The following is a 22,977-nucleotide window of genomic DNA, read 5'->3' as shown; positions in this document are numbered from 1 at the left end:
AGCTTACGCTTGTACTGTTGGTAATGAATCTGTGTTTCTAATTTTTGTCATGTAACCTACTCCCGGTTGTGTATTGATTTCTTCCAATACATAGTAAATACGCTCACTACGTAATGCTTTCGATACTTCCGATTCCGGATCGTTGCCATCACCAAATATAATTGCATTGGCTGAACAAGCTTCCTGACATGCCATTTTAATATCTCCGTCTTTCAATGGACGTTTAGCAATCTTAGCTGACAATTTACCAGCCTGGATACGTTGGATACACATTGAGCATTTCTCCATAACACCTCTTGAACGTGTAGTTACATCAGGGTTAAGAACCAGCTGAGTAAATTCATTGTTCAGGTAGTTATCGAAACGTGAATCATTCCAGTAGTTAAACCAGTTGAAACGACGAACTTTGTACGGGCAGTTATTTGCGCAGTAACGAGTACCTACGCAACGGTTATAAGCCATATGGTTCAGACCATCCGAAGAGTGAGTCGTTGCCAGTACAGGACAAACAGTTTCACAAGGAGCGTGATCACAGTGCTGACATAACATTGGCTGGTGTACAACTGATACACGGTCAAGGTTTTCCATATGTGCAATCTCTTTCTCCTCAGACACGCTCTTATCGCCTTCTTCAAAGCTATAGTAACGGTCAATACGGATCCAGTGCATCTCTCTGCGTCTGCGAACCTCATCACGGCCAACTACAGGGATATTATTTTCTACGTTACAGGCAACAATACAAGAACCACAACCAGTACAAGCATTCAGATCGATTGCCATAACCCAGTTATTTCCTGGTTTCTCATATTTATCCCATAAATCGTAAGTTTTATGTTCGCTGTCATGCTTACCAGTACCTGCAGAAGGGTTTTTCACATATTCTTTGAAAGTTGCTTCGCGAATAATGTTTCTTCCTTCGAAAGAGTGGTGAGTCTGTGTTTGTGCAAGCTCATTGGTTGCACCCGTTTTAGTAATAGTTACAGTATTTGCATACTGTAACGTTCCATTGCTGAAAGTTACAAATGGATATGCATTTTTACCTACATTATCACCAGCCTTACCAACTTTAGTACGTCCATAACCTAAAGCTATAGAAGCAGTACCTTGTGCTTGTCCTGGCTGAACCAGAACTGGTAAAGTGATTGTATATCCGTTGCTTCCTTTTACGTCAACAACATCAAATTCTTTAATTCCTAATGACTCAGCGAATTTAGGCGCAAGAGCAATATAGTTATCCCAGGTTACTTTTGAAACCGGATCAGGCAATTCCTGTAAAAATGCGTTATTTGCATGTTTACCATCGCGCATCGCTACACTTTCATAAACCTGAAGCTCGATATCTTTAGCTAAAGCAGCACTGCTTTTCACTACTGATGGAGCAACAGCGGCTAATGAAAGATTGAAGCTGTAAGATCCTGCTGTTTTAGGCGCCGAAGCAAATACCCCGGTTTCTAATACATCATCCCATTTTTTACCTAAACCAGGAAGTATATTTTTCTCCCAGTTGTTACGTACATACTGGTAGTATTCTTTAACAGGTGCGTTAGACCAGATCAGTAAACTTTCTTCGGCCTGACGTGAATTGAATACAGGGTTGATTGTTGGCTGAACGATAGAATAATATCCTTCGTAGCTATTTGCATCACCCCATGCTTCTAAGTAATTCTGATTAGTTGCAATTACATCACATAAAGCAGATGTCTCATCCTTACGGTCTGAGAAAGAAACTTTCAATGGAACTTTACTTAATCCATCAGTGAATGACTTCACATTAACCACATCATAAGCAGGATTGTTATCCAGGAAGAATACAGCAGCAACTTCGCCTCTGTTCATCTCATTTAAGAATTCTGCAAATTCAGCATCGTTACCTGAATAACGTTTGTTTGGATTATCTAAATCGATAGTCGTACCATAACTGCCAATAGCAGAGTTGATCGCATTAACAAGGATCTGAGTAGAAACATCGTTAGAACCACATACTACTAAAGCTTTTCCTTTTTGCTGAACTAATTCTTTAGCAACCAGTTTAAGTGCTTTTTCAGCAGTACCGTTCTTAGGTAAAGAACCACCAGCTAAATTGCCACCAGTGATTGCATTATATAAGGTAATCAGTGCAGGACCCTGCTCTGATAATTTTACCGGGATACGTGTATCAGCATTAGTACCTGTCAGACTCATTCCGGCTTCGAACTGGAAGTGACGTGACATTTTACCTTTTGCTAATGATTTGTGGTTTCTGTTAGCCACATACTGAGAAGTGAATTCTTCTCCGCTAATCCATGTTCCTAAGAAATCAGCTGCAAAACTTACGATTAAGTCAGCTTTGTCGAAGTTATACTTAGGAATTACAGCTTTACCAAAGCTATTTTCATTTGCTTTGATGATACCAGTATAAGATACTGCATCGTACTGTACATGTTTTGTTGCAGGATAAGCAGCTATAAAGTCTGCAACCACTGCTTTAGTAGAAGGACTGTACACTGAAGAAGAAACAATGCGGATCTTCTTGCCCGAAGCTTTTGCTTTTGCCAGCTCTGCAGCTACAAATGCATCAACCTTCGCCCAGGTAGTCTCATCATTCTTTAATACAGGCGCTTTAAGTTTCGAAACATCGTACAAATCTAATACAGAAGCCTGAGCCTGAGCATCAGTACCGCAATTGAACTCACCTGCATTAGGATTTGGTTCAATCTTGATCGGTCTGCCTTCTCTGGTTTTCACCAGGATGCTTTGACCATTATAACTTGATACATAGTAATTCGGGATACCCGGGATTACTTCTTCAGGTTTAATCAGGTAAGGTATTGATTTGTGAATCGGAGCAGGCTGACAAGCGGCAAGTGTTACCGCACCAAGACCAAAGCCTAAGGCTTTTAAAAAGTCACGGCGAGGAGTTACTGTACTTAATCCTGCTTCATTTAAAACATCTTCTATTGGAAGCGGCTCCGCAAATTCGTTTTTGTTGTTTTCAACAAAATCGGAGGTCTTGTTAAATTCCTCTAAGCCTTTCCAGTATTTTTTATTGCTTTCCATTTAAGCTATATTACTGTTTATCGAACGTTCTTTTTACTAAACTCTATTAATAGTGACATTTACCACACTCAATTCCACCTAACGCTGCAGGCGTAATTTTCTCACCTTTTTTGATTTTCTCATGAGCCTCAATAATTTTGGTGTAGAATGCGTTGTCTTTAACCTCTAACTTGGTGTCTTTATGACAGTTGATACACCATTTCATGGTTAGAGGAGAATATTGGTAGATCTCTTCCATTGTATTAACTGGTCCGTGACAAGCAAAACAAACAGGTTCGTTTGGTTTCAACCCTTTTTCTTTACGGATAGCTTCTTCAGCTACAACAACGTGTTGTGAGTGATTGAAGTAAGCGAAATCAGGAAGGTTGTGAACACGTACCCACTCAATTGGTTTTTCTTTAGACTTGTCATAAGTCATTTTATCTGCATCATAACCTAATGCATTGTAGATTTTCTGAATCTCAGGAGAAATGTTTCCATCATGGCTGTCTCTTGCCTGAACCTGCTTGTGACAGTTCATACAAACATTAAGCGAAGGGATAGTCGCATTTTTAGATTCAAATGCGCCTGCATGACAGTACTGACAGTCAATCTGGTTTACACCAGCGTGTAACTCGTGAGAGAACTTAATTGGCTGAGTTGGCTGGTACCCCGTAGAAACACCAGTGTTCCACATGCCCATCCATCCAAATGAACCTAAGCTTATCACTAAGCACAGGATAACAAAGAAAACAAATTTCTTGTTTTTGAATAACTGACCAATGCCAGCAAGCATTGAAGTTTTCTCTTCGTCTTCTTCGATTTCTACACCTTGTTTTTTCAGGATCAGACGCTCAAGCATTTTAATTGCTCTGGCCAGAATCACTAATACAATGATAGAGATCAGGATTACTGCAATTACCCCTACGATTGAGAAGTTTGAAACTTCATCAGAACCAGTAGCAGCACCAGCAGCTTCAACTTTTTTAGGCTCACCTACTTTTACATAAGCAAGGATACTTTTAATCTGCTCAGGCGTTAATGAAGGAAATGCTGTCATATCAGCATTCGGATTGAACTTCGAAGCCTCAACAGCCTCTTTGTCTCCCGACGCGATAAATGCCGGAGCATTGTTTATCCATTTCAACAAAAACGCTTCGCTCTTTGTAGGTACAATCGTTTGTAATGCCGGGCCGATCAAATCGCGGTCTAATGCATGACATGAAGTACATTTTTCCTTGAAGATTTTTCTACCTTCTACTGCGTCTTGTGCTTGCGTACCAGAAACGATTAAAACAGATAGAGCCGTAAACATAAATGCCGACTTCCAAACTCTTCTAATGATCAATGAGATATTCCTCATAATGAGTATTTTATGCTTTATTTTAAAAAACTGTAATGAACGTATTGATGTTTAAACTCTTGTTCTTCACCAAAACGTCCACAAAAGTAAAATTTATTAAGTTACCAATGACAAAGAAATGACAGTAAATACAATTTATAATCATTCTAAACTTTTCCTTTTTATGGCTTTAAACGAAGAAAATCAGCAAATTTTTAGATTTGCTGATTTTCTATACGACAAAAATCCAGATAAGGATTTGGATTTTTAATTTACATTTTTAATATCCATGCGAAAATCAATGGAGCCACGATAGTTGCATCAGACTCTACGATAAACTTAGGGGTATTGATGTCCAGCTTGCCCCAGGTGATCTTTTCATTAGGAACAGCACCAGAATACGATCCATAAGAAGTTGTTGAATCAGAGATCTGGCAGAAGTAACTCCAGAAAGGAATGTTCTCCATTTCCATATCCTGATATAACATAGGTACTACACAGATAGGGAAATCTCCTGCGATACCACCACCAATCTGGAAGAATCCAATTCCTTTTCCTGCGCTGTTTTTAATATACCAGTCAGCAAGGTAACCCATATATTCAATTCCACTTTTCATAGTAGAAGCCTGCAATTCGCTTTTCATCACATAAGAAGCGAAGATATTTCCCATGGTTGAATCTTCCCATCCCGGAACTACAATCGGCAGATTTTTTTCCGCAGCTGCAAGCATCCATGAATTTTTAGGATCGATTTCATAATATTGCTCAAGCACACCGCTCAGCAACATTTTATACATATACTCATGTGGGAAATAACGCTCTCCTGCTTTCTCAGCATTTGACCAGATTTCGTGAATGTGTTTTTGTAAACGTCTGAAAGCCTCTTCTTCAGGGATACAAGTATCAGTTACACGGTTATAATGGTTTTCTAATAAATCCCATTCGTCCTGAGGACTTAAATCACGGTAGTTAGGTACACGTTTATAATGTGAATGGGCAACAAGGTTCATAATATCTTCTTCCAGATTCGCACCTGTACATGAAATTATAGAAACTTTGTCCTGACGGATCATCTCTGCTAATGAAATTCCCAGTTCAGCAGTACTCATTGCTCCAGCAAGGGTAATCATCATTTTACCGCCTTCATCTAAATGCGTTTCATAGCCTTTAGCTGCATCCATCATAGCTGCTGCATTGAAATGGAGGTAATGCCCTTCCATGAATTTTGATATTGGTCCTCTTGTTACGCTCATTTTAATTAAAATTATTCTGTTTTGTATAAACCGCCGCAAAAATAAGTAAATATTATTAAAAACGAGTCCCGGTTAATGAACCATCAGTATTAATGAATAAGCTCTTTTATTTAGAATCCTTATAAATAAAACAAGTATATTTGGGAAAATAAATTAGATGATTGTAAAAGCAAAAATTTCCGATCTCGACGAATGGTTATTCGTCGAAGACGTGCCCGACATTTACTCTCCTAATAATATACTTGCAGAAAAACAGGTGATGATACAGCGCTCACCGGTACAGATGGTCAATTACCAGCTCACTACCGGAGGCATGTTCCTCATGCACTCAACCATGCTATTTGATGGGCCTACCAACATACATACAGATATTAACGGAGAAACAATTACCAGCCAGTTCATCTTTTATAAGAATGCATCCGGCAAAAAGATATCGACAGCGTCACATGGCAACAGCCGGCATAATATCCGTTATATTCCTTCAACCCAGGCAAACCATGAATTAATTGCCAAAGTAGAGTATACCTATTTTATGATTGTGCTTTCGAAAGATTATTATTTCTCGCTGATCGACCGTCATTCCATCCTGCATGAACGTTTTGTAAGAGATATAGAAAAAGGACAATTTACTTCTTTTTCCAATGAGGATATGGCAGTCACGCCCGAGATGAGAAGGGTTATCAATGAAATACGGGATTGCCGTCAGTCCGGCGAATTAAAAAGACTGCATACAGAGTCCAAAATACTGGAATTATTAATGTACCAGCTCGAACAGCTGAGAAATGATAACGGAACAGTAAAACAGGATCTTTTTAAAACCGGAGATTTTGACCGGCTGGAACAGGCACGTAATATATTAAATGAGCGTTTTGTAAGTCCTCCCACACATAAGGAACTGGCCAAAGAAATCCTGCTGAATGAATTTAAGCTGCGTACAGGTTTTAAAGAGTACTACGGGGTAACTATGTACGATTATATTACAAGGCTGCGTATGGAAAAAGCCAGGCGTTTACTACTGGAAGAAGAAATGAGCGTATATGAGGTCTCAGGTCTTACCGGTTTCAAACACCAGGCTAATTTCAGTAAAGCATTTAAAAAGTATTTTGGCATTCTGCCTAGCGGAGTCAGAGCATAGTGTTTAACACTATGCTAATTCCAGTTTTAAAATCTCACGCCACTCTTCCAGTTCAGGAATTCCAGGTTTACGTTTACCAAAAAACTGAACAATCATCTCTCCATCCTTATCGTAAACTTCCAGCGAATTAATATCCCCGTCAGCAGAAGGCTTAACCACCTGCCATATACTCGAAATTCCATCTAACCTTAAATGAAGATTAAATTCAGGATCAAGGACATTAAACCACTCCCCTCTTTCCATCAGGTTAGTTACCAGTCCTGAATGGATCTGTATACAACCAGGGTTACCAGTAAATACCATTACCGGAACCTGCCGTTCTGCACATTCAGTAATCAATCCTTTAAAAGTATCCAGGGCAATTTCCTTTGTTCTTCCCTCTGGCGCAAGGTGCATTGCCTGAATCCTGCTTACCCCAAACTTCCGCATCAGCATAAAGAACTCATGTGTATCCTGCATATTATTCCAGCCTTCCTGAAAACCAGTCAGGTCAACCTCACTATCAGGTTTGCCTGCAGCAGGTCTTCTCTGCTGATCTTTACTCAGCACTGCTGCCTGCTGATCGTGGGCTGTAAAATTATCAACCAAAGCTTTAAAAGCGTCCTTATTACTCTTTTCAGTCAGATAAATTTTATGAACAGCCACACCCAGGCCGTCAAAAAACTGCAGACTTGTTGTTTTTTCTTCTACCACGGCAAAACCATATTTCCAGCCGCTTAAAAATAAACGCAGATCGATATCGTCCCCTAATACCAAACCAGCATGAGGAGTAAAAGAAATCTTCTCATAGGCGCCTTTACGCTCATGTACACAATATTCGTTACGGGTTAAGGCCATGACATGGCCTAATGTTGGCACCGCTTTTAAAACAGATTCGAAATCATGGCTTAAACGGGTAACAGTTTCATCCAAACCAGTCATCAGCAGTTCCGCTTCACTTACGTTGAGTGCAGCAGCTATATCACGGATTCTTTTTCCAGGATTAGCATTTTTATAAGACAAGTATGTCTCTTTTAAATTTTTCAGGTTATCAGTACTCATATGATATGAATTAGAATGAAATTTATTTGAATCTATCAGTACCTCCTTAGGAAGCACAAAAGGTTTTAAACTCTGGCGGTTAATACTCACTTCCGCTTCAATTGAAAATATATTATAAACATTACGTGTATTCAGTACTTCAGCAGGACTGCCATCATTCCACTTGCGCCCATTTTTCAACATTAATATTCTGTCCGCATATTGTGCAGCGAGATTAATATCATGCAAGACAGTAATCACCATAAAGTTTTTTCTCGCCAATGCGGTCACGATAGCCAGCGTCTGCTGCTGATATTGCAGATCCATACCCGAAACAGGCTCATCCATTAACAGCAATGCGCCCGGGCAATCCCATATTTGCGCCAGTACCCTTGCCAGTTGAACACGCTGCTGTTCACCACCCGATAAAGTCAGGATAGAGCGCTCTTCGAGTTCACTCACCCCGCAAACATCCATTGTCTGCCGCACTACATTCCTGTCATTTTTACCAGGGTTATTCTTATAATGCGGATATCTGCCCATCATGACAATATCCCTGACCAGAAAATCTACATTCACTACATTATGCTGACTCAGCACTGCTCTCTTTTTAGCCAGATCAGCAGAAGCATAACTATGAATTGCTTTACCATTCAGTAAAATATTTCCTTCTGCATTTTTCTTCTCCCCGCTCAGCATTTTCAGAAGAGTAGATTTTCCAGCACCATTAGCCCCCAGAATAGCGACCACTTCTCCACAGCACATGCTAAAAGAAAGATTCCTGATCAGTGTTCTGTTATTGATTTCGTACGTTATATTTTCTACGGTTAGCATTGGCAGATATTATTGAAGCAATTTCTTTTTGTCTTTAATTAAAATATAAAGGAACAGCGGTGTCCCTAAAAGTGCAGTGATCACCCCGATTGGTAGTTCTACCGGCGAAACCACAGTTCTTGCAATCATATCTGCCAGGGTCAGAATCAGCGCCCCCAGCAAAGCTGATGCAGGTAATACATATTTATTATCAACACCTATAAATAAACGGATCGTATGCGGCACTAAAAGCCCTACAAAACCAATCACCCCCGACACCGCTACCGCAGCACCAACAGCCATTGTTGCCAGGATAACCACCCGGCGTTTAACCAGGTTAACTTTCAGGCCCAGATGATCGGCCTGTGCCTCACCCAGAGCAAATGCATTCAAAGCTTTGCCCATAAAAGGCAGCAGTACGACCGGGATTACAATAAAAGGTAATAAAGCTAAAACAGTTTCCCAGGTAGCACCAGCCAGACTGCCCAGCATCCAGAAAGTGATATTACGCAATTGCTGTTCATTAGCCAGATAAGTAATTAGCCCTGTTAAGGCACCAGCAAGTGCATTAATTGCAATGCCGGCCAGTAACATGGTTGCCACATTTGGCCTGCCATCGGTACGTGAAATCTGGTATACCAGCATGGCCGCTATACCAGCGCCAGCAAAAGCACCAAATGCCAGTAAATAGTAACCCAATAAATTACCCAATCCTGAAAGCACCCCTATTTCCAATGCAATAATGGCTACAGCAATCAATGATGCCCCGGCCGAAATACCAATCAAACCAGGTTCAGCAAGCGGGTTTCTGAAAATTCCCTGAACAGCGGCACCCGATATCCCAAGACCGGCACCAACCAGTACGCCCAGAAGGACCCTTGGTAAACGTACAATCCGGATCACAGTTTCATATTGCTCAGGAACCATATGGTGCTTAAAAAGCCCTGTCTTATGGAATAAAATCAGGAGGACATCTTTAACAGGAATATCCATTGCACCCAATCCCAGAGAAAAAGATAAAGAGGCCATTAAAGCCGCAATTAGTAAACAATAAACAAAAATAGGTTTCATAACAAATCTATAACTCCATCAGCTTACCATTCAATGCCGTTATAGCCTGATCCAGGCGAACACTAAAATTTGTTAACAATGCCGGATCCATTTGTACAATCCTTTTATTCTTGCCAGCCGAAGTTTGTGCTACACCCGGCATTTTTAAAATCCCATTTACACCGCCAAGACTGGTTAATCCAAAATCGAACATCAGGATGACATCCGGATTAGCTTTTACCAGTGCTTCTGTGGTATAAGGTTTAAAATCCTCAAACTCATTAATTGCATTTTTACCTCCGGACAGACTAATCACTGCATCCAGACTTGATTTCTTCCCTGCCACCATCATTACCCCGGTACCTCTGGCATAAATAAAAAGGACTTTCGCAGGTTTACTGCCTGATTTTATACCGGCTAATGCCTGTTTAATTTTCAGTTCTGTTTGCCGAGCAAGCAATTCCCCTTTAGGTGCCAACTGTAAAGCCTCAGCCACCTGCCGGATAAATTTTAAGGCACCGTTCACAGAATATTCCTGTTTGATACTTACGAAACGTATGCCCGCCGATTTCAACTGATATTGAATCTCTTTTGACACACTGCCTTCAGGTGCAAGTACAAGATCCGGGGCAAAAGCAATCAATGCCTCAGCAGAAACAGATCTGTTATTACTCACTTTCGGTAACTTAGTTAGAAAGACAGGATAAGTAGTAGTCACATCTACAGCAACAATATTTTTTCCAAGGCCCAGAGCATCAGTAGTCTCTGACAAAGCAGCACTCAAAGTTATAATCCGCTTTGGAACAGCAGCATATGACCCCAAATACCAGGTAATCATTAAAAGCAAACAGCTTAATTTCTTCATTTTATTTTAAAATCTTTATACAAACAACGTGTTTAATCAATCTAAATACAAGTTGTTCATTTCCATTTATTCTATCCGTATTCTGACCTGGAAACCCATCTGAAATAATATTAAAATTAAAAACATGTTGTTTATTACCTGTTTAATGAAACTATCAGTATAAAATCAGATGCAAAAAAGATCAATTAAAGAAAATAATAATACGGATAGAACAAAAGATAATACGTTTTGAATAAATCTTAATACGCATTGAACAAATCATATATGAAATTAATTAGCCAGTTTTGCTTCATCATCTTATTTAGATCGATTAAAAATAACAATGTACTACAAGACTGGAACACTAAAAATATACAGCATGATGCTATTACTAACTCTGTTCACAATTACAGTAAAAGCCCAGACAAAAGGCATACTGAAAGGACGTGTAACAGATGAAAAGAATAATGCATTATCTGGTGCTTCAGTCCTGCTTGAACCAGATCACAGAGTTGCAATAAGTGACAAAAACGGAGGGTTTGAACTTACCCGTCTTTATACAGGAACCTATACAATTAAAATAACCGCAGTAGGGTTCAGCCCATATACGGCAGAAACGGACATCGCCCCCGGCCATACTAAACCTCTTCATATCAAACTGCAAACCGCAGAGAACGGATTAGATCAGGTAAATATAAGCACCGGACATCATAATCCAGACAACCTGATAGACATGGTACATTCCATTATGCCCAGTACAGTCATCACCCGTAAAACTATTGAACAAATGGGTAGCCGCAGACTGGATGAAGTATTAAAAGAACAAACCGGACTGGCCATTGTTAGTGATATTGGCTCAGGAAACAGAGCCGTTGGTTTACAAATGCAGGGTTTTGACAGCGGTTATACCATGATTATGATTGATGGGCAGCCTATGGTAGGACGTAATTCAGGAAATTTTGACCTTTCCAGAATTACCGTATCCAACATTGAAAAGATAGAGATCATTAAAGGTGCATCATCCTGTTTATATGGTAGCGAAGCATTGGCAGGGGTCGTGAACATTGTTACACGTAAAAATATCACCCAGCCACAAGGACTTGCGGCCTTACGTTATGGAAGTTATAATCTCGTTGATGCAACTCTTGAAGGCGAAACTCCTTTTGCTGGTAAAAAAGGATCAGCGTATATTTCTGCCAACTATTACCGCACCGATGGTTTCAATGCCAATCCTTATTTAAAAGAAGGTAAAACTGCCCCACCATTTGACAGCTATTCGTTGCAGGGCAGAGGCAGATATATGCTGAATGAAATTTCCACACTGAATTTCAATGGCCGTTATACCACACGTCACTCTGTAAATGAGCTGAATTATGGAGTAAGGCCAAGTACAGATGTAATGGATGAACGTGATCTGAACGGATCGCTATCCTTAAATAATAACTTCAGAAATGGATTAAGGTTAAAAACACAATATTACCTTACCCGTTATCAGACCGAACAGGATATTACAGATCTTAACAGCGGCGCTCTTATCCCAGGAAACAGATTTACACAATATCTCCACAGAGCAGAAGTACAGGCTACGCACGAATTAACAAAAACCTTAAATCTGACAGGCGGTATCGGCGGAGCTTATGAACATTTAAACGATGTTTCTTACAGGGGATCAAAAGACATGAGCAATTATTTTGCTTATTGGCAGGCAGACTGGAAAACAAGTGATAAAATTGGTATTACCGGTGGTGCCCGTTACGACTATCATAATAAATATGGCAGCAAGATCAATCCAAGTATTGGTTTCCGTTATACTCCAATCAAAGATTTAACCTTTAAAGCAGCTATTGGAACAGGATTCAAGACACCGAATTTCCAGCAGCTATACCTGGTCTTCACCAATCTTCAAACAGGCTATACCGTATTAGGTGCTGAAGAATTTTCTAGAGAGATACAAGTCCTTAAAGACGCAGGACAGATCAGTAGTATCTGGCCAATTGCCAGTCGTGTAGGTCAGTTAAAACCAGAACGCTCTGTATCTTATAGTACAGGATTTACATTTACAGCTATTAAATCAGTCAAACTAGATGTAAATGTATTCTATAATGATATTAAGAACTTCATCAATTCAGAACAAGTGGCTACAAAAACAAGTGGTCAGCAGATATTTTCTTATGTCAATATCGCCAGAGCCTATCTAACTGGTACAGAAATCAGCTTAAACTGGGCTGCGACACGTTCATTAAATATCAATGCCGGTTATCAGCTGCTTTATGCGATAGACCGCGGTGTAATAGACTCTATCAAAACAGGTCAGGGACTTTACGGCCAGGTCTATGATACCGACAAAAACGAAATGCGAAGATCCACCAGAGCCGATTACTTCGGGATGGCCAACCGCTCCCGTCATATGGCTAATATCAAATTTACTTATGAACATGAAAAATCAGGCCTTACAGGTTCCTTCAGAGTAAACTACCGCAGCAAATACGGCTTTATGGAAGCCAACCGCGCCAACAATTTCATAGACAATTATGACACTTTTGTCCGCAGCTTCTTCCTTTTCAATGCATCCGTTCAAAAAACATTTTACCGCAAACATTTATCCCTTCAGCTTACTGCCGACAACTTACTCAATTACCGGGATCAGTTAATGCCTGCACAGCAGGGAAGAACAATCGTAGGCGGTATTACCTGGAAATTCTTTAAAGATCAACTCTAAAAAATCACAAGATGAATATAAAACTACTTAAACAAACCTTGTTCTTACCTGCAATGCTGGTCTTATTCACAGCCTGTACTAAAGACGAAATTAAACCACAGCTGGAGGATGGCAAAAGCACAGTAATTAATGACCTGCCGGGCGATGTAGGCAATACAGTAGGCAGCGGAAAAGAATTTGCGCCCTTCTATTTCAGCTTTAAAACCGGTGCAAAAATAGATGTCAGCAAGAAATCAGGTACTGATTGGGACATATCCTTTACTAAAGAATATAATTCTTATATATCACCAAACAGCCCTGTAAATAATCCAGGTACAGCAGCAAAAGGCGCAATGTTTGTCGTTAATCAGGCCTATGATCAAATTAAAGAAGCTCCTTCTGACACAGAATTCACCAACAATGCAATTAATTCTGCAGGATGGGATTCAGGAGCAGGCAATGGCTGGTATTTCTATGAACTTAAAACCCACATCGCTGTTCCGGTCAAAAACAGAACCTATATTTTACGAACCGCGGATGGAAAATATGCCAAATTACAACTCATCAGTATGTATAAAGGTGCACCAGCTACAGTGAGCGATCTGAACTGGCCTGCACCCTACTTTACCTTCCGCTATTTCGTACAACAAGACGGCAGCAGAAACCTATCCACTAAAGACTAGACCAAAAGAATATGAGAACTTTCCTAAAGCCATTTAAGCCCCTCTATATATTACCCTTATTATTCCTGTTTTTAACCTCCTGCTCTAAAAACAATGACCCTGAACCAGGTAAACCAGTTGACCCACCGGTAGCCGGCTCAGTTCCCTTTTACAAATTACAACGTGTAGAAAATTTTGCCGCGCCCACAGATGATGCAAATCCTACTGCACCACAACCTACGCTATATTTTAGTTTGGAAAATAAACAGGTAACAGCTGCCAATCTTGCTCAAACTACCCGCTGGGATATCGCTTTCAGCGGATTATATAACAGCTTTATGAGCGGAAACAATGGAAAAGATGCCAATAACTACGGTAACGGTGGTGCAGGATCAGGTGGCATCCTTATCCTGGACAAGCCATTTGATCAGGTGACAGAAGTACCGGCTGATGCGCAGTTCAGAACAGGAAAAAGCTTAATCGGCACTGATGACTCAGGTGATTTCGGAGAAGGCATGGGCTGGTATCAATATGATTTTGCCGGAACAAGAAGAGGTGATGGCAGTTATGAAAAACAACACGTAGCCTATGCGTTACCAGAGAAAAGGACCGTCATTGTACGCACAGGAAATGGAAACTATGCAAAGATCAAAATGATCTCTTGTTATAAAGATGCTTTTACAGCCGATAAATGGTTAAGAAGCACACCACACATGTTCTTCACATTTGAATATGTCCTGGTACCTAAAGGAAGTACAAAATTTGAAATTAAATAAGCTCATATTTTATAATGAAACGTATCCCGATTCTCTATTTATTGCTGTCACTTACCGGTTTTGCAGCCTGTAAAAAAACTATAGCCCCACCTGCCCTTTCCAATAGTAAAATACTGGAATATAATGTACCCGTTTCGGACGGAAATATTGCAGGTGTTATTGATGAAACAGATCATACCATTACAGTTTATATCCCATTTTATTATGAGCTGAATGCGATAGATCCAAAAGTTAAGTTAGCAGATGGTGCTACCTTAAAAGAAACCGTAGAGCCTGTAGATGTATTAAGTGATAAAACCACCTATACAGTAACCGGAGCAGATAAAACCAGCACGACCTATAAACTGGTTATTAAAATACAGCAGGTTAACCCTTTGGTCTTACAAGAAAGCTCTACAGCAACCCAAACTGCTCAATACGGCCTGAATACAAGCATGAGTATCATAGGGAATTTCTATACCACCGATCCGAATAAACTTAAAGTATCGCTGATCAGTAAAACCACCAGTAAGGAAACTGACATGGATAAAGGCTCTGATTTCAGCATCAATCCAATAGAGGATATCTACAGCTTATCCGGACTGATTATTCCACCAGCTATAGACACGGGACTTTACTATATTAAAGTAAAGAAATCAGGCATTTCAACACAATCAAAATATCCGGTTAGGCTGAAATATCTTCAACCCTATATCGTCGTAATCACTGCAGGCACATTCAAACAAGGAGATACCTTTACGATTAAAGCCGGAAATTCAGTATTCGTCAATTTCACTTCTTTCAGTGTAAATATTAAAGGGCAAGAGGTAGAGTTCCCTATTGTCTCCTATTCACGTACCGAAGCTGTAATCAAAGTACCCGAAACACTGGCAACAGGTAATTATGGTACAGTGGCTTTCACCGCCAGATTTACAGGTTTCAATGATTTCAAACAATCCATGCCACTGACAATTAACCCTACTAAGTAACCTATCAAAATAAAGACATTAATCATCCGGGCTGGCAACTGTCCCACGCAAATAAACAATACCTAATTAAAAATTAAATTCTCTTAAAAATCTAAAAACATGAAAACAAATTTTCTAAAAATAACCGGAATGTTCGCTCTGTTAGCTGTATTAGCTACATCTTGTAAAAAAGACAACAACGAAACTTCAAATACATCTTTAAAAAACAATACTAATAACGCAGTAAACGCAATCCCTGCCAATTCGGTAGTAACAGGCGCATTTACAACTCCACTATCTTCTCCGGGAGGTTCAGCAGGTAACTGGGGAACTGTTTATTTTGATCTTGCCAATAATACAACAACTACAGCTGCATCTGCTTACCAGGCTTCATTCAATGGATCTTTTGACGGTAATATCAATGCAAATACAGGTGGAGCTTATAAATTAGCTTATGCAGACGTACCATCAACTAGTTTAGCTGCAATAGCTCAATCTGCATTTACTACATTAAATGTAAAACCAGCTACTACTTTAGGTTCAAATACATCAGCACCAGGATGGTATGCTTACAATGTAACTACACATCTTTCAGGTCCGGTAGCAGATCGTTATGTCGTGTTATATAAAGGTACTTCGGTAGCAGCAGCTACAGAATTATATGTTTTACAAATCATTACTGTAGGTTATTCAGCTGATCCAGCGACAGCAGGTAACTACTTCGGTCAGATCTCATTTAACTACAAAAAATTAGTTTAGCAGGGTGCCTGCCAGATTTGCTGAGAATTAAAGGAAATTAAAAAGGAGCTGCTCTTCTCGAAAATTACAGCTCCCTTCTAAAACACAAGCTTAATTACCCTTTAGACGAAGCAATTAACCCGGATGATTATTAATATAATTTGCGAAAGTAAATAAATTTGCAAACCCAACCAAAAAATGAAATTACAATCCACTATTAAAATATTTTCCGGTTTACTGATTTTATCAGTTATCGTTCTTTTCACCAGTTGTAAAAAACAATATACTGATTATTCTTACAGTAACCTGGTTAGCTTTAGCCTGAAAGGAAATGATGGAGAAACCTTAAAAGGTGCAATCACTGCAAAGGACATCACCGTTTACTGGCCACCTTTCACTCAGGTTCCGGATAGTATTACCCCACAGATTACCGTTGCAGAGCGGGCCAGTATCTCTCCTGCATCAGGTAAAAAGGTCGCTTTTAAAGAAACAACTAAATATACAGTTACCGCTCAGGACGGTTCACAAACAGTTTATACCCTTAAACCAGTGATCAACCAGCCTATTCCATATATTTCTGGATTTTCTCCGTTTTATTCACATGATAACAATGGAGTAAGAGTCTTTTATCCGGATACAGAACTTGATATTCAGGGCGATTATTTTCTAACCGACAGCCTGGCTACCAAAGTTTATCTTGATTTAGAAGGCGGTAGTGAAATCCCAATGGTCATCACAGCAATTGCCAAAACACGTATTATCTCAGAAGTTCTTTCCGGGAAACTAAAAAAAGGAACTTACTTTAAAATAAAGATTGTCTCCGGTTCCCGCACTATCTATTCAGGGCGCTGTCTGATGGGAGAAGTTTTACCTCTGATCCCCGAAGCAGACCTGCTTTATACCAAAACATTTAAAGCCGGTGATACATTTACGCTGTCAGGAATTAATATTGGTACACTTTCTACCGTAAGTGCATCCGCGAGCCTGACGTCAACTCCACAAAATCTGATTATTCAGTCCAAAACAGATCAGGCAGTAACAATCAGAATTCCGGACAATATATCAGCAGGAACATATAGCATTCTCAATTACGCTTATACCGCAGATATGTATCATCCTGCCAAAACAAATACACTTTACACCAGGCTGATCATTAAATAAATTAACGTCTCCATACATAACCTCTCTACCTGAATCACTATAGCTAAAGCCGGTGATTCAGGTTATTTAGCTTTTATTTAGAATTATTATAAATAATATGCTATGTTTGAATTATTCCAGAAGACGCTTTCATTTTACGCTTAATGGTTAAACTCAAAAATGCAATATTATGTGCAAAACAATAGTTTTAAGTTCAGGAAAAGACACTGCAATTTCTCATTGCCCATGCTGCGATGTATTTTATATATGGCATAACAATCTCCTGTTAAATTTCACACACCACGACTTTCTGAATTTCAAAGACATCATTGAAAACTTTTCATTTGCAGAAACAAGCCTTCCTTTTCCAGACAAAAAGGAGAGAATATTATTACGCACACCCAACGAAGATATCAGCTTTGCTTTTACACATGACGAGCTGGACGCTTTTCGCTCCATGTTAAATGAAGCTGTATTTATGAAAGAGGTTTATACCCTGATGGGAACAGAGCCGGGGACAAACCAATAGCTATAAATAAAGCACTGTAAAACTCACTCATAATTTGCTTACTTTAGCGCCTTTATTTTACCTGTTATAACTACGCGCAGCACCCTCTAATGAGAAAATTTTTACTTTGCACCACCCTAATGCTCTCAACGCTTCATGGATTTGGACAAATGAAACTGATCAAACGCATGTTATCAGAAGATGTAGACACTACGCGTAAAGCTAGTTTTATGCCTCTTCCTCTGCTAAGATATTCACAGGAGATAGGTCTGGAGTTTGGTGTCGGCGGTCTTTATTCAACTTATCTGGACAAAAAAGACACCTTAAACCGTAGTTCTAATTTTTCAACCGTACTTTCTTTCTCTACAAAAAGCACTTATAATGTCAGCCTTAAGGGCGATGTATGGACTAAGCATAATGCTTTTCACCTGATCAGCGAGCTGCGTTTCAGAAGTATGCCATTTGACTTTTTTGGCATAGGTAACCAAACACTGGAAGCCAATAAAGACAGGCTCGTACAACGCCAGATCAGGGCATTCTTTGATGTAGAAAAAAACATTCTTCCCTTTTTCTATACAGGCATATCCTTGGGCTATGAGAACTATAATTTCAGAGATAAAGTGCCGGGAGGGATTTATGATACTGATCCTGCTGTGTTAGGTCAGAACGGGGGCTCAGTGGTTTTCCTGGGCGTATCACAAACCTACGACACAAGAAATTCAAATAACTATCCAACCAAAGGCTTTTTTGGAAGGGTGTCTTACCAGTATGCCCCAAATATCTTTGGCGGGAACGATTTTACAGGCAGTCAGATCAAAGTTATTGTCCGCAATTTCTGGCCACTCGCTAAGAAACTCGTATTAGGTGTAAACGGTATCTATTACACGATACAAAGTAAAAGTACCCCGTTCTATCTTTTACCACAGCTTGGTAATGATGAAATCATGCGTGGTTATTACTCAGGCAGATACAGAGATGAAAATTTACTGGCTGCACAAACAGAATTACGCTACCGTTACAACAATCGTTTTGGTTTAGTTGCATTTGGTGGCGGCGGACGCGTTTTTGCGAATGGCGATTTCTCTTTTAAGCAGTTTAAGCCTTCTTATGGCGCTGGCGTAAGATACTTCTACGATCCTGCCAAAGGCCTTAGTGTAAGAGCAGATTATGCAGTTGGAGAGAAAAGACCTAATGAAGCAAGACAATCAGGATTTTACCTGAGTCTTGCCGAAGCATTCTAAAACTTAATCTTAAAATGCTCTTTTTTCTGTCCTTTTTTGAAGTAAACTAAACCAATCCAGAACAAATCTACAGTTACTGTAACATCCGGATGGTTCTTGATTTCTTCCCAGGCTTCTTTCATTCCTTTACTCCAGTAGATATCGTCAAAGATCAGTAAAGAGTGTTCATGTACCTTAGGCAGACACCAGTTGAAATAATTGATAGTTGCATCTTTACGGTGATTACCGTCTATATAAACAAAATCCAGTTGAGGGGCCTGCTCAATAACCACAGGTAGTAAAACATCAAAATTACCCACCTGCAATTCTATATTATCCAGTTCAAGGTCCTGAAAATTCTGATAAGCTTTTTTGGCAGTTTCAGGACAGCCTTCAATCGTAACAATATCCGAATCAGGACATGCAGCAGATAGATAAGCAGTGGTAATCCCTAAGCAAGTCCCCAATTCAATCAGGTTAGCAGGCTTACTATTTTTTGCCAGGCGATAGATCAGCTGCGCAAGTCCTGGTGACTTTAAAGCATTTTTAGCAATCTCTTTTACCTTTTTTGTACGGTTTTTATTCAGATGAGAACCTGCACCGAGATCAGTTACAGTAATCAGATCATCGTCATTTAAAAGTTTTTTTCTTTGCTCCTCAATACCTTTGTATTCAGTTTTGGAGTTAAAATCGTAAATTACCTCATCTACCAAATGGTAAACAAAAGGCGAATGGGTTCCGTGTCTGCTTTTAGAAGTTAAACGATGCTTCAGATAATCGCTGATAAATTGTAATGCCATAAAAGCAAAAATAGGTAAACGAAGCATTCTAATTGGTATTTTTTAATGGAAAATAGTTCAGAAATAAAAGCACTCGTCAAATTACTCGATGATACTGATCCGGAAGTTTTCGAACAGGTCGCAAAACGCCTGCTCGAACATGGAACTTCTGTCATTCATTTTCTGGAAACAGAATGGGAAAAATCGCTCGATACCCTATTACAGGAACGTATAGAAAACATCGTACACCAGATCCAGTTTAACACCGTAAAAGAAGATCTTAACCTTTGGTATCAGAGTGGTGCATTTGACCTTTTACAGGGAGCCCTGGTCCTTAACAGATACCAGTATCCCGATCTTGATGAACAGAAAGTCATCAACCAGATTGAAGAGATCAAAAGAGAAATATGGACTGGTTTACAATATGAAATGAGTTCTGTAGAGAAAATCAAGCTCATCAATCATATTTTCTACAATATACACGGCTTCAAAGGGAACACAAAAAATCATCACGATCCGCAGAATTCTTATATTAACCAGGTACTGGAAACCAAAAAAGGAAACCAGATCTCACTGGCAATTATATATGCCACTATTGCCCAAAAACTTGATATTCCTGTTTATGGTGTCAACCTGCCGCAGCATTTTATTCTCGGTTATATCGATGAAAGCAAAAAGGAAGAACATGAATTCGGTGTCCTTTTTTATATCAATGCATTCAATAAAGGCGCCATTTTCGGAAAACATGATGTAGACCAGTTTTTACGCCAGTTAAACCTGCAGCCCTTACCTGGTTTTTACGCGCCCTGCAGTAATGTAGAGATTATACGCAGAATTATACGTAACCTGATTTCAGCTTATGAAAATCTGGGCTCAGAAGAAAAGGTTCAGGAATTAAAAGAGTTACAGGATATTCTGATTAACCCGGAAATTTAATTTGCTTTTCCTTCCAGCAGATGGTTACCTCTCATCCACTCCTGTAAACGCTGGAACCAGTCATCAGAAGTTGTCTTATTGTGCATTCCATAACCATGCCCTCCAGCCTGATACAGATGTGTTTCAACGGGAACTTTATTCTTCGTCAAAGCCTGATTAAACAAAATCGTGTTTTCAACCGGAACCGTATCGTCATCATTCGCATGCACCAGGAAAGTTACCGGAGTTTGCGCATTGACATGAAGCTCATTAGAAAAGTATTCTTTTTGTAACTGAGTAGCCTTTTCACCAATCAGGTTTTTTACGGAGCCTGTATGTGCAGAGGCTGTGAAGCTGATTACAGGATAAATTAAAATAGCAAAATCTGGCCTCAGGCTTAACCCTTCGGGATTCTTGATTTTACTATCCCCATAATGAACAGCAAGAGAAGCCGCAAGATGTCCGCCAGCAGAAAAACCCATAATCCCAATCTTTGCAGGGTTAATATTCCATGCTGCTGCATTTTTGCGTACCAGGTAAATTGCCTGCTGGGCATCCTGTAAAGGCCCGAAAGATTTATCGGTCATAATTGTATCGCTTGGCAAACGATACTTCAATACCAGGGCTGTTACACCCAAAGCAGCAAAACGGCGTGCTACTTCTTCTCCCTCATGGTCTGTGGCCAGAAACGCATAGCCTCCACCCGGACAAATAATAACAGCAGCACCATTTGCTTTAAGCGGATCTGCTTTATAAAGACTGAGCGAAGGATCAGTCACCTTGCTCAGTCCAAAAACTTTACCATTAATGATTGTTTCCTTTTGCTTATAAGTAGCAGGCCCTGCAATTGCACCTGGTATTTTCCCCGGATACAGTTTCATTATTTCCTGGGCATTTACCCCATTCATACCTATTATACCCATAATCAAAAGTAGCAACCAGCTTTTATTCATTAGAATTCCATTAAATATGCTTTCAAAAAGTCATTCAGCTCTCCATCAAGGACAGCCTGTGCATTAGAAGTTTCATAATTGGTTCTCAGATCTTTGACCAGTTTATACGGATGTAAAACATAGTTTCTGATTTGTGAGCCCCACTCTATTTTCATCTTCGAGCCTTCTACCGCCGCAGATGCTAACATTCTTTCGCGCATTACAGCTTCATATAATTGCGATTTAAGAAGCCTTAATGCGTTCTCCTTATTTTGCAGCTGCGAACGTGACTCCTGGTTTTTAATTACAATACCAGAAGGTTTGTGATACAAACGTACCGCTGTTTCCACCTTATTTACATTCTGACCACCCGCTCCACCAGAACGGAAAGTTTCAAATTCTATATCGGCATCTTTAATTTCGATCTCAATCGTATCATCCACCAAAGGATAAACGTATACAGAAGCAAATGAAGTGTGACGGCGTGCATTAGAATCAAAAGGTGAAATACGTACCAAACGGTGTACTCCGTTTTCCCCCTTCAGATATCCATAAGAAAAGTCACCGGCAAACTGTAAAGTAACCGTTTTCACACCTGTTACCTCGCCAGGCTGAAAATCCTGTTCAGTTACCTTATAACCATTCTTTTCGCCCCACATGATATACATCCGCATCAGCATAGCTGCCCAGTCACAGCTTTCAGTTCCACCAGCCCCGGCAGTAATCTGCATCACCGCATTCAGCTGATCTTCCTTACTGCTTAACATGTTTTTCAGTTCAAGATCCTCAATCAGGTGCAAACATCTTTCATATTGCTCCTCCATCTCCTCCTTGGTGGCATCTCCCGATTGCATGAAATCAAACAGCACCTGAGTATCTTCAAATTCAGCGTTAACTTTCTGCCAGGCATCAGTCCACACTTTTTTAGCGTTCATTTCCGCTAAATGCTTTTCAGCCTTTTTGGGATCATCCCAAAAATCTGGTTGTAAGGTAAGCTCCTGTTCTATATAAATAGCTTCGAGTCGGGTTTCGACGTCAAAGATGCCTCCTCAGCGACGCTACTCTGTCCCTTAAATCCTGTATTTGTTCTTTTGTCATAATCACAAATATATAAAAAGAGCCCGTAAACAGTTTGAGCATCTGAATTTAAACAGGTTCTAAATACAAAAGGCTATCTGAACAATGTCCAG

General features: G+C 39.8%; 19 protein-coding genes. 10 read left to right on the top strand and 9 right to left on the bottom strand.

Annotation, left to right across the window (positions count from 1 at the left end; all coding sequences use genetic code 11):
* Positions 1-3: 3 nt before the first annotated feature.
* The 3 genes from HDE68_RS08260 to HDE68_RS08250 all read right to left on the bottom strand — a co-directional run bounded on the left by HDE68_RS08260 (position 4) and on the right by HDE68_RS08250 (position 5,610).
* A complete protein-coding gene (locus HDE68_RS08260; RefSeq protein ID WP_183880836.1) occupies positions 4-3,036 on the bottom strand; it encodes a TAT-variant-translocated molybdopterin oxidoreductase in 3,033 nt (1,010 codons plus the stop codon).
* Between the two features lie 46 nt (positions 3,037-3,082).
* A complete protein-coding gene (locus tag HDE68_RS08255) occupies positions 3,083-4,378 on the bottom strand; it encodes a c-type cytochrome (RefSeq protein ID WP_111634218.1) in 1,296 nt (431 codons plus the stop codon).
* A 251-nt stretch (positions 4,379-4,629) separates the two neighbouring features.
* Positions 4,630-5,610, bottom strand: coding sequence for a deoxyhypusine synthase family protein (locus HDE68_RS08250; RefSeq protein WP_183880834.1), 981 nt, complete (start codon positions 5,608-5,610; stop codon positions 4,630-4,632).
* 157 nt (positions 5,611-5,767) lie between these two features.
* On the opposite strand from HDE68_RS08250, the gene HDE68_RS08245 reads away from it, so the two are divergent.
* Complete coding sequence (locus HDE68_RS08245) at positions 5,768-6,745, top strand: helix-turn-helix transcriptional regulator (RefSeq protein WP_183880832.1); 978 nt, start codon at positions 5,768-5,770, stop codon at positions 6,743-6,745.
* Between the two features lie 9 nt (positions 6,746-6,754).
* On the opposite strand, the gene HDE68_RS08240 is transcribed toward HDE68_RS08245, so the two are convergent.
* Genes HDE68_RS08240 through HDE68_RS08230 form a run of 3 tightly spaced genes read right to left on the bottom strand, consistent with a single transcriptional unit; the run spans position 6,755 to position 10,493 of the window.
* Complete coding sequence (locus HDE68_RS08240) at positions 6,755-8,599, bottom strand: heme ABC transporter ATP-binding protein (protein WP_183880830.1); 1,845 nt, start codon at positions 8,597-8,599, stop codon at positions 6,755-6,757.
* A 9-nt stretch (positions 8,600-8,608) separates the two neighbouring features.
* On the bottom strand, positions 8,609-9,649 hold the full coding sequence (locus HDE68_RS08235) for a FecCD family ABC transporter permease (RefSeq protein WP_183880828.1): 1,041 nt from the start codon (positions 9,647-9,649) through the stop codon (positions 8,609-8,611).
* 7 nt (positions 9,650-9,656) lie between these two features.
* Positions 9,657-10,493, bottom strand: coding sequence for a hemin ABC transporter substrate-binding protein (locus HDE68_RS08230; protein WP_183880826.1), 837 nt, complete (start codon positions 10,491-10,493; stop codon positions 9,657-9,659).
* Positions 10,494-10,851: 358 nt separating this feature from the next.
* Between HDE68_RS08230 and HDE68_RS08225 the strand changes: the two genes are divergently transcribed.
* From HDE68_RS08225 to HDE68_RS08190, 8 genes are all read left to right on the top strand, one after another.
* Positions 10,852-13,191 carry a TonB-dependent receptor gene (locus tag HDE68_RS08225; RefSeq protein WP_183880824.1) on the top strand — a complete coding sequence of 780 codons (2,340 nt, stop codon included), beginning with the start codon at positions 10,852-10,854 and terminating at the stop codon, positions 13,189-13,191.
* Positions 13,192-13,202: 11 nt separating this feature from the next.
* Positions 13,203-13,853 carry an HmuY family protein gene (locus HDE68_RS08220; RefSeq protein ID WP_183880822.1) on the top strand — a complete coding sequence of 217 codons (651 nt, stop codon included), beginning with the start codon at positions 13,203-13,205 and terminating at the stop codon, positions 13,851-13,853.
* Between the two features lie 11 nt (positions 13,854-13,864).
* Positions 13,865-14,608, top strand: coding sequence for an HmuY family protein (locus tag HDE68_RS08215; protein ID WP_183880820.1), 744 nt, complete (start codon positions 13,865-13,867; stop codon positions 14,606-14,608).
* 14 nt (positions 14,609-14,622) lie between these two features.
* Positions 14,623-15,576: a hypothetical protein gene (locus tag HDE68_RS08210; RefSeq protein WP_183880818.1), complete on the top strand. Its 954-nt coding sequence runs from the start codon at positions 14,623-14,625 to the stop codon at positions 15,574-15,576.
* 99 nt (positions 15,577-15,675) lie between these two features.
* Entirely contained in the window at positions 15,676-16,314 is a 639-nt protein-coding gene (locus tag HDE68_RS08205) for a hypothetical protein (protein WP_183880816.1), read from the top strand.
* 177 nt (positions 16,315-16,491) lie between these two features.
* Positions 16,492-17,454 (top strand): hypothetical protein, encoded by a 963-nt coding sequence (locus HDE68_RS08200; RefSeq protein ID WP_183880814.1) that lies wholly within the window; start codon positions 16,492-16,494, stop codon positions 17,452-17,454.
* 169 nt (positions 17,455-17,623) lie between these two features.
* Positions 17,624-17,962: a DUF6686 family protein gene (locus HDE68_RS08195; RefSeq protein ID WP_260171708.1), complete on the top strand. Its 339-nt coding sequence runs from the start codon at positions 17,624-17,626 to the stop codon at positions 17,960-17,962.
* 119 nt (positions 17,963-18,081) lie between these two features.
* Positions 18,082-19,182, top strand: a complete 1,101-nt coding sequence (locus HDE68_RS08190; RefSeq protein ID WP_260171707.1) for an outer membrane protein assembly factor — start codon at positions 18,082-18,084, stop codon at positions 19,180-19,182.
* Here the strand turns inward: HDE68_RS08190 and HDE68_RS08185 are convergent.
* Entirely contained in the window at positions 19,179-19,961 is a 783-nt protein-coding gene (locus tag HDE68_RS08185) for an O-methyltransferase (RefSeq protein WP_183880810.1), read from the bottom strand. The two genes, HDE68_RS08190 and HDE68_RS08185, sit on opposite strands and share 4 nt — an antisense overlap.
* Positions 19,962-20,006: 45 nt before the next feature.
* On the opposite strand from HDE68_RS08185, the gene HDE68_RS08180 reads away from it, so the two are divergent.
* The gene (locus HDE68_RS08180; RefSeq protein WP_183880808.1) at positions 20,007-20,876 is read left to right on the top strand and encodes a transglutaminase-like domain-containing protein; all 870 of its coding nucleotides are present in this window, start codon (positions 20,007-20,009) and stop codon (positions 20,874-20,876) included.
* Here the strand turns inward: HDE68_RS08180 and HDE68_RS08175 are convergent.
* Both HDE68_RS08175 and prfB read right to left on the bottom strand, forming a co-directional pair.
* A complete protein-coding gene (locus HDE68_RS08175; protein WP_183880806.1) occupies positions 20,873-21,808 on the bottom strand; it encodes an alpha/beta hydrolase in 936 nt (311 codons plus the stop codon). The two genes, HDE68_RS08180 and HDE68_RS08175, sit on opposite strands and share 4 nt — an antisense overlap.
* Positions 21,808-22,885, bottom strand: a protein-coding gene (prfB, locus tag HDE68_RS08170; protein ID WP_221300695.1) for a peptide chain release factor 2 whose coding sequence is annotated in 2 segments (ribosomal slippage) — positions 21,808-22,824 and positions 22,826-22,885 — 1,077 coding nt in all. Because the reading frame shifts where the segments join, the coding sequence is not laid out codon by codon here. The genes HDE68_RS08175 and prfB overlap by 1 nt, the downstream gene beginning before the upstream one ends.
* Positions 22,886-22,977 lie beyond the last annotated feature (92 nt).

The organism is Pedobacter cryoconitis, assembly GCF_014200605.1.
Lineage (GTDB): Bacteria > Bacteroidota > Bacteroidia > Sphingobacteriales > Sphingobacteriaceae > Pedobacter > Pedobacter cryoconitis_B.
This window is presented reverse-complemented; position numbering and strand designations above follow the sequence as displayed.